The sequence below is a fragment of the Micrococcus sp. KRD070 genome (assembly GCF_017168435.1).
GTDB lineage: Bacteria > Actinomycetota > Actinomycetes > Actinomycetales > Micrococcaceae > Micrococcus > Micrococcus luteus.
The window spans coordinates 4,356-10,109 of record NZ_JABFNH010000018.1 but is presented as its reverse complement, the minus strand read 5'-3'; the positions used below and the strand labels follow the sequence as shown (position 1 = coordinate 10,109).

The 5,754-nt window shown below is 72.5% G+C and carries 5 protein-coding genes and 1 pseudogene; 1 reads left to right on the top strand and 5 read right to left on the bottom strand.

What is annotated here, in order from left to right; genetic code table 11:
* Positions 1-23: 23 nt before the first annotated feature.
* The 5 genes from J1M38_RS06270 to J1M38_RS06250 all read right to left on the bottom strand — a co-directional run bounded on the left by J1M38_RS06270 (position 24) and on the right by J1M38_RS06250 (position 5,414).
* Complete coding sequence (locus tag J1M38_RS06270) at positions 24-1,436, bottom strand: aspartate aminotransferase family protein (RefSeq protein ID WP_206501205.1); 1,413 nt, start codon at positions 1,434-1,436, stop codon at positions 24-26.
* Between the two features lie 121 nt (positions 1,437-1,557).
* Positions 1,558-2,292, bottom strand: a complete 735-nt coding sequence (locus tag J1M38_RS06265; protein WP_241246524.1) for a hypothetical protein — start codon at positions 2,290-2,292, stop codon at positions 1,558-1,560.
* A 196-nt stretch (positions 2,293-2,488) separates the two neighbouring features.
* Entirely contained in the window at positions 2,489-3,214 is a 726-nt protein-coding gene (locus J1M38_RS06260) for a dienelactone hydrolase family protein (RefSeq protein WP_036316518.1), read from the bottom strand.
* Positions 3,215-3,286: 72 nt separating this feature from the next.
* Complete coding sequence (locus tag J1M38_RS06255) at positions 3,287-3,838, bottom strand: YceI family protein (RefSeq protein WP_010079707.1); 552 nt, start codon at positions 3,836-3,838, stop codon at positions 3,287-3,289.
* Positions 3,839-4,133: 295 nt separating this feature from the next.
* Positions 4,134-5,414 carry a Glu/Leu/Phe/Val dehydrogenase gene (locus tag J1M38_RS06250; protein ID WP_010079708.1) on the bottom strand — a complete coding sequence of 427 codons (1,281 nt, stop codon included), beginning with the start codon at positions 5,412-5,414 and terminating at the stop codon, positions 4,134-4,136.
* A 213-nt stretch (positions 5,415-5,627) separates the two neighbouring features.
* Between J1M38_RS06250 and J1M38_RS12240 the strand changes: the two are divergent.
* A pseudogene (locus tag J1M38_RS12240) lies at positions 5,628-5,754 on the top strand (CoA ester lyase); the annotation flags it as partial.

Here is a 5,754-nt window from a genome sequence, read left to right as displayed (position 1 = left end):
GTGCGCGTGGCGCGGGATCGGGGTCAGCCGAGCCGGCCGGCCTCCGAGGCCTCGAACTCCTCCTCGTCGGCGAGGGTGAGGACCTGGTCGAGCACGTCGAGGCCGAAGCGCAGGTCCTCGTCCGAGATGTTCAGCGGCGGGCACAGGTGGAACCGGTTCTCGGCCATGAACAGCAGCAGCCCGCGGTCCTTCGCCTCGGCCATCATCCGCCCCATGACGGGCGCCACCTGACCGAGCGGGGCCAGCCGCTCCCGGGTCTGCCGGTCCCTCACCAGCTCGACGGCCCAGAACGCGCCGGCGCCGCGCACGTCGCCCACGCTCGGGTGGGCCGCGGCGATCTCGGCCAGGCGCGGCCCGATGATCTGATCGCCGATGCGCTTCGCATGGGCGACCATGCCCTCCTCCTCCATCGCGGTGATCGCGGCGACGGCGGCCGCGCACGCGAGGGGGTGGCCCGAGTAGGTCAGGCCGCCGGGGTAGGGCGTGGTCGCGAAGCTCTCGTAGACGTCGTCGCTCATGGCGACGCCGCCCAACGGCACATACCCGGAGTTGACCCCCTTGGCGAATGTGACGATGTCCGGGGTGACGCCCGTCAGCTGGTGGCCGAACCACTCGCCCACGCGGCCGAAGCCGACCATGACCTCGTCGATGATCAGCAGGATCCCGTGCTCACGGCACAGCTCCTTGACGCCGGCCATGTAACCGGGCGGCGGCATGAAGATGCCCGCGGTGCCGGGGACGGCCTCGAGGACCACGGCGGCCACGGTGGAGGGGCCCTCGAGCTCGATCACGTCGCGCAGGTGGGCCAGCGCGCGCTCGGCCTCCTGCTCATCGTTCTCCGAGCCGAACGCGGAGCGGTACGTGTACGCGGGCTGGAAGTGCACGACGCCGTCGGAGGCCGAGTCCGAGCCCACGCGCCGCAGGGAGCCGGTCAGGTTCGCCGTCAGGCGCGTGGCGCCGTGGTACGAGAGGTATGCGGAGAGCACCTTGTGCCGGCCCGTGTGCAGGCGCGCCATCCGCACCGCGTGATCGTTGGCCTCCGCGCCCGCGTTCGTGAAGAACACGTGGTTGATGGACTCCGGCAGCCACTCGGTGATCAGCCGGGCCGCCTCGGACCGGGCGTCGTTGACGTGCTGCGGGGCCACGGTGGCCAGCGTCTCGGCCTGTTCGCGGATCGCGGCCACGATCTTCGGGTGGCGGTGGCCGACGTTCGTGAAGACGAGCTGCCCGCTGAAGTCGACCATGGGCCGACCCTCGCCGTCCCACACCCACGACCCCTCGGCGTCGAGGATGGTCATCGGATTCAGATCGCGCTGCGCGCTCCACGAGTGGAACACGTGCGCGCGGTCGAGCTCGTGGGCGCGGCGGCCCCGCTCGATGGCCTCGTCGCTGATCCGGGGGTCCCGGCGACCGACGTGCTGCTGATGCTCGGACATGCGCCCTCCTTGGTGTGATGCGGGTCATTCCGAGCATAGGCAGGCCCGCCGGGGCGCGTCCCGGCGCGTCCGGCTGATGACCTCGCCCCCGATCCGTGCCCCGACGTCCGGGCGCCCGCCCTCAGCGCGAGCTGGCGCCCCGCCGCCCGCGCGCCACCCCCACGAACGCCTGCACGCGCTCCGAGTCGGCCGCCTTGAGCCAGGCCAGGGCGACGTCCCAGCCGGGGTGCCGGGCCTCGTCGTCGCCGTGGCGCGCGGGATCCGGCCCGTCGACGACGGCGGCGCCCGCCTCCGCCTCGGCCCGCGCCTGCTCGTCCGCGAGCGCGGCCCGCGTGGCGGCGGCCTCGCGGTCGGCGCGGGACAGGCCCACGGTGTCGTCGAGGGTGGAGGCCAGCGGCAGCACGATCACGTCCTTGCGGCCGAACATGCGGGCCACGGACATCGGCAGCACGACGTGGCCGGCGCCGGACGCGGCGATCTCCAGCGCCATCCGCTCGCCCGCGCCGGGCAGCTCGGCGGCGTCCATCGGCTCCGGGCTGGGGGCCGGGGCGAAGCGGGCGGGTTCCAGCTCCTCGTCCGGGTCGAGCTCGGCGGGCGGCACCGGGCCGTCCGCGTCCACGTCCCACGCGGCGAGCAGGTGGTCCCTGCCCACGCACACCACCGGCAGCTCGGAGTACACGCCCACGAGGTGCACGTGCCACGGGTCGATGTCGCCGGCGCGCAGGAACTCCTCGGCGGACACGTCGCGCCGGCGCCGCACGTAGCCCAGCTGCGGCAGGAAGTGGCGGGGCTGACCGGCGTCGTCGTGGGCGAGGTGGGCCAGCTGGGCCGCGTCGTCGTGGTTGACGAGCTGCACCGACTGATTGCAGCACATTGCTCAGCAGAAGCGGCACCAAAAAGAGTGACATCGACCGCCAAACTGATGGTTTTTTTTTTTTTAGATTTGTATAAGAGACAGCCCTTGGCCACGCCACGCCCGCCGGAGCGGGTGGACCGGGCGGGGCCGCCCCTGCTCGCGCGGGACTTCCCGCCCCGGCCGCCACGGGAGCCGCTCAGCGGACCTTCTCCTTCAGGAAGGAGACCGCGCGGTCCCAGGCGAGGGCGGCGGCCTCGGGCCGGTAGTTGCCCTGGGGGTTCTCGTCGTTGTGGAAGGCGTGCGGGGCGTCGTAGTAGAAGTACTCGACGTCGGCCCCGGACTCCTCGCGGATCTGCTGCTCCTGCCTCCGCGCGTCCTCGACGGGGAAGGAGTCGTCCTGCTCGGCGTAGTGGCCCTGGACGGCGGCGGTGACGCCGGAGAAGTCACCGGGCACGCCCTGGCCCACGCCGTAGAAGGGCACGGCGGCGGAGACCTTGTCCCCCTGCTGGGCCGCGAGGGCGAGCACGAAGCCGCCGCCCATGCAGAAGCCGATCGCGCCCACGGTCTGCGAGGTCACCTCGTCCCGGGCCAGGAGCCAGTCGACGGCACCGGCGAGCTGGCGGGCGCCCTCCTCGGCGGGCAGGTTCTGCATCATCTCGCCGGCCTCGTCGCCGTCGTGGGCGATCCAGCCTCCGTAGAGGTCGGGGGCGAGCGCGACGAAGCCGAGGTCGGCGAGGCGGTCGCACACATCCTTGATGTGGTCCACCAGGCCCCACCACTCCTGGATCACGATCACGCCGGGGCCCTTCCCGGAGGCGGGCAGCGCGAGGTAGCCGTGGCCCGTCCGGTCGCCGTCCTGGCCGGCGTCCTTGGTGGGCAGGTCGAACGTGACGTTCTGGTGCGGGGTCTTCGAAGCCATCATGGGCCCCACCCTACGAGCAGACCGGGCCCCTCATCGAGGGACCCGGTCTCGACGCGCGAGGTCGACTCAGGCTCAGGCCTGGGCGTCGGCCTCGGGCAGCACGAAGGCGGCGCCGATCTCGAGCTTCACCTTGTCCGAGACCAGGAGGCCACCGGCCTCGGTGGCCGCGTTCCAGGTCAGGCCGAAGTCCTTGCGGGAGATCTCGCCCGTGGCCTCGAAGCCCACGCGGGTCACGCCGAAGGGATCCTTGTCCTGGCCGCCGAACTCGGCCTCGAGCTCCACGGTCTGGGTGACGCCGTGCAGCGTCAGCTCGCCGACCAGGGTGAACTCCTCGGGCTCGCCGCGGACCTCGGTGGAGCGGAAGGTCATGGTGGGGAACTGCTCCACGTCGAAGAAATCGGCGGAGCGCAGGTGGGCGTCGCGGCCCTCGTTCTTGGTGCTGATGGAGGCGACGTCGACGGTCACTTCGACGGAGGACTGGGTGAACTCCTCGGCGATGACGAGCTGGCCCTCCACGGCGTGGAAGGTGCCGCGGACCTTGGAGATGCCGGCGTGGCGGACGACGAAGTCGACGTCCGAGTGCGCGGGGTCCAGGTTCCAGGTTCCGGGGGTGATGGCGTGCATGGGGTGCTCCTTTTCAGCGGGTCTGTCTGGTGTGTCCGGGGTGGGCCGCCACGGCGGGCGGCGCCTCGGCCTCCGATCTTGTTTCAAATTCAAACATCATCCGGGCGGTCCGTCCACGCTCGATCGTCAAAATTCGAAATAGAGACGGACGTCACGGGCCGGGGGCACATCAGGGACGAGTCCGCCCACGACGACGGCCCGGAACCTCCGGGGGTTCCGGGCCGCCGGCCCGCGGTCGGGCAGCGGGGCCGCGCTCGGGCGGCCGGACGGGGTCAGGCGGCGGGGCCGCCCCCCGTCACGGGTAGAGGCCGCGGGTGCGGTGGGCCTCGGCCACGCGCTGGACAGCGGTCAGGGTGGCGGCCTCCCGCAGGCTCACGCGGCGACTCTCGGAGGTGGCCAGCACGGCCTGCCACGCAGCGACCATGCGCCGCTTCAGGCGCTCGTCCACCTCCTCGCGGCTCCACCAGTAGGCCTGGTTCGCCTGGACCCACTCGAAGTAGGAGACGATCACGCCGCCGGCGTTGGCCAGGATGTCCGGGACGACCAGGACGCCCTTCTCGGAGAGGATGCGGTCGGCCTCGCCCGTGGTGGGGCCATTGGCGCCCTCCACCACCAGCCGGGCGCGCACGCGCGGGGCGTTCTCCTCGGTCAGCACGGACTGCACGGCGGCCGGGACCACGAGGTCCACGTCCATCTCGAGCAGCTCGTCCGCGTCCATGGACGCGGTGCCGGGGGTGTCCTTCACGGAGCCGGTGTCCCAGAGCTGCCTCTGCAGGGCGTCGTAGTGCAGGCCCTCGTCGTCGCGCACGGCGCCGTACTGGTCCGACACGGCCACGACCTTCACGCCGGCCGCCTCGAGCAGCTCGACCGTGCCGGCGCCGACCTTGCCGAAGCCCTGGACCGCCGCCGTCGCCTGCGACGGCTCGATGCCGAGGTGCTCGAGCGCGGCGAGCGCCACGTGGACCACGCCCGCCGAGGTGGCGGAGGCGCGGCCCAGCGAGCCGCCGAGCGAGACGGGCTTGCCGGTGACCACGCCGAGCGTGGTGTGGCCGACGTTCACCGAGTAGGTGTCCATCATCCAGGCCATGGTCTGCTCGTCCGTGCCCACGTCCGGGGCGGGGATGTCCACCTCGGGGCCGATGATCGGCTGGATCTCGGAGGTGTAGCGGCGGGTGACGCGCTCGAGCTCGGCCTTCGAGTACTGGCGGGGGTCGATGGCCACCCCGCCCTTGGCGCCGCCATAGGGCACGTCCAGCAGGGCGCACTTCCAGGTCATCCACATGGCCAGCGCGCGGACCTCGTCCAGGTCCACGTCCTGACTGAAGCGCACGCCGCCCTTGGCCGGGCCGCGGGAGAAGTTGTGCTGCACGCGGTAGCCGCGGAGCACCTCGGTGGAGCCGTCGTCGCGGCGCAGGGGGATGGAGACGGCCATCTCGCGGCGGGGGGCGGCGAGCATCTGGTGCAGGCCCTCGTCGTAGCCGAGCGTCTTCACGGCGGCGGAGAGCTGGGCCAGGGCGTTGTCGAGCGGGGAGGACGGCGCCGTCACGGCCTCGTCCTCGGCGGGGATCCTCGTCATTGAGCGTCCTCGTGGTCCGGTGGGCAGGGGTGTGTCGCGGCCCGACCGACGCGCGGAGGGCCGCGCCCCATTGCGCGGCCGACGTCGTCCGGACCCCGATGAACGCTACGCGCTCCCCCCGCACCCGTCACCCCTTCTGAGCCGAGATCCACGCCCACCCGGGTGACGTCGGACACAGCGGCGTGTACTGTGCTGTGGACGCGCCGCGGGTGTGCGGCGCGGGCCACGGGGCTGCCGGGCGCGATCGACGGGCCGACCGTGGGCTCCACCGGCGTGAAGCTCGCCGAGGCGACGGCGGTGACCGCGGAGGTCGGCATGACCGGCAAGCTGTGCCTCGCGC